2 protein-coding genes are annotated in these 1820 nt (G+C 22.9%); both read right to left on the bottom strand.

Going from position 1 to position 1820, the window contains the following annotated elements:
* Positions 1 to 270: 270 nt before the first annotated feature.
* Entirely contained in the window at positions 271 to 1011 is a 741-nt protein-coding gene (locus AOG55_RS03355; RefSeq protein WP_055032338.1) for a glycosyltransferase, read from the bottom strand.
* Positions 1012 to 1016: 5 nt separating this feature from the next.
* Positions 1017 to 1193 (bottom strand): hypothetical protein, encoded by a 177-nt coding sequence (locus tag AOG55_RS09785; RefSeq protein ID WP_369332876.1) that lies wholly within the window; start codon positions 1191 to 1193, stop codon positions 1017 to 1019.
* Between the last annotated feature and the right edge of the window lie 627 nt (positions 1194 to 1820).

The raw sequence follows: 1820 nt of genomic DNA, 5'->3' as shown, positions 1-1820 counted from the left end.
TTCTTAATGTAATATTATCTGGTATTATACCATTGAATTTCCTTATAATAGCATCATCTATTGCATTTATTGCATCCTTAGCTGTGCATGATGTATTATAGTTATAGCCATTCCATTCCTTGGAAAATACATCCTCCTATGAAAAACATATACTTAACATTTTTTTATGCTTCCATGATATATTAAATTTGCTGAATTGTCATGCACAGAATTTGCAGTAAAAGTATTATATTATCCATTATTTTTTATATTAATATTTTCTCATTAAAATTATGGTAGATTTTCTGAAAATAAACTTATATAAAGGAAAAATGCTAAACATAAATAATAATCGGCTCTAAATTTAATAACATCTACAAAGGTTATTAATAAGAATTTAACAGAAACATGAGACTTTTCATCTATTAATTGTTCTTTGTAAATCCAATATTTTAATTTCATCTGCCCATATTGGAAAAATTCAGTATTTTCTAGTAATTTATTTAACATTTCAAGGCTTTTCTTAATCCTTCCTATGTATTTTACCATTTCTGAAGGGGTTTTAGGCTTAGAATTGCCCTCTTTATGTATACTATAAAATGATAATATATCTTTGGTCATTAGTAAATCTAAACCAGAGTGCAATAACTCATAAAATAGGAATTCATCCATATCACCAGGTAAGTTTACAAAGTAATCTAATGTATCTCTATCAATAATAGAGGATCTTATGCTAATGCTGCTTGAATTAACCAATCCACAATAATTAGTAATTTTTCTTAAATGTCTTTTTATTTTCTCATAAGGAATATAATAACCTTTATTAGGTTGTTTCCATAATTTTATTATTTTATTAGATGTTATATTATTTCCTTCACTATCTATTAAAGAAAATGAATTATGTATATAACCTAATTTATCATTCTTTGAAAATAGTTCTAATATCATTTCTAATTTATCGTTTTTAAATAAATCATCATCATCCAAAAAACATAATATGTCGCCTTTAGCTTCCTTAATGCCATATGCCATTAAATTTAATCTTTTCTGTTGAGTTTTTTAACAATGATTTTATAATTATATTTTTTATCTAATTTTACTGTGATATCAAAATTAGTTACAATAATTAAGTCATACTTTGATTGATGAATAGTTTGATTCAGCACAGAATTTATCGCATAATCAATATAATTCTTCCTCTTAAATGCACATATTATAACGCTTATATATGGTCATTCCATTTATTTACGGTAATATAAAATATGATATAAATATTATCACAAAATAAATAGAATAGGATTCATTAATATAAGTAATCATTTTATTGTAATTTTAATACGGTTGCTTATAATATCATACTGGTGTAAACAAAATAACAAAACAAATTGACGATTACGTAAAGGTTTTCAAGAATTATTCCTTAATATATTTACTATGTATATAATTTGATATTGTAATGTACAAGAATTATTCAAGAGAATGAAATCACAGTTAAATATAGATCATTTATTATCAAAATCATTGAATGGAATGATAATAAAAATATTCTCTTACATGATTGCATATATTATTGTAAATATGATAATGGGATCCATAGATATTATTTCGTTCCCTGAGACTATAATGGTATAAGGCATTGTTCTATAACATATTTCAATAATATTTATAATATTGATTTATCTAAAATATAGTTAAATAAATCAGTACATTATAGGAATGCCTTACCTTTACAAGTAAATATTATAAACTTTTATTTAAGAATTTCTGATATTTTCATTATTTATTGTTTATTTTGCATTAATTAATTGATAATTAACCTATCAATGATAATAATTATCATG

Origin of the sequence: Acidiplasma cupricumulans (assembly GCF_001402935.1) — an archaeon.
Taxonomy (GTDB): Archaea; Thermoplasmatota; Thermoplasmata; order Thermoplasmatales; family Thermoplasmataceae; genus Acidiplasma; species Acidiplasma aeolicum.
This window is presented reverse-complemented; position numbering and strand designations above follow the sequence as displayed.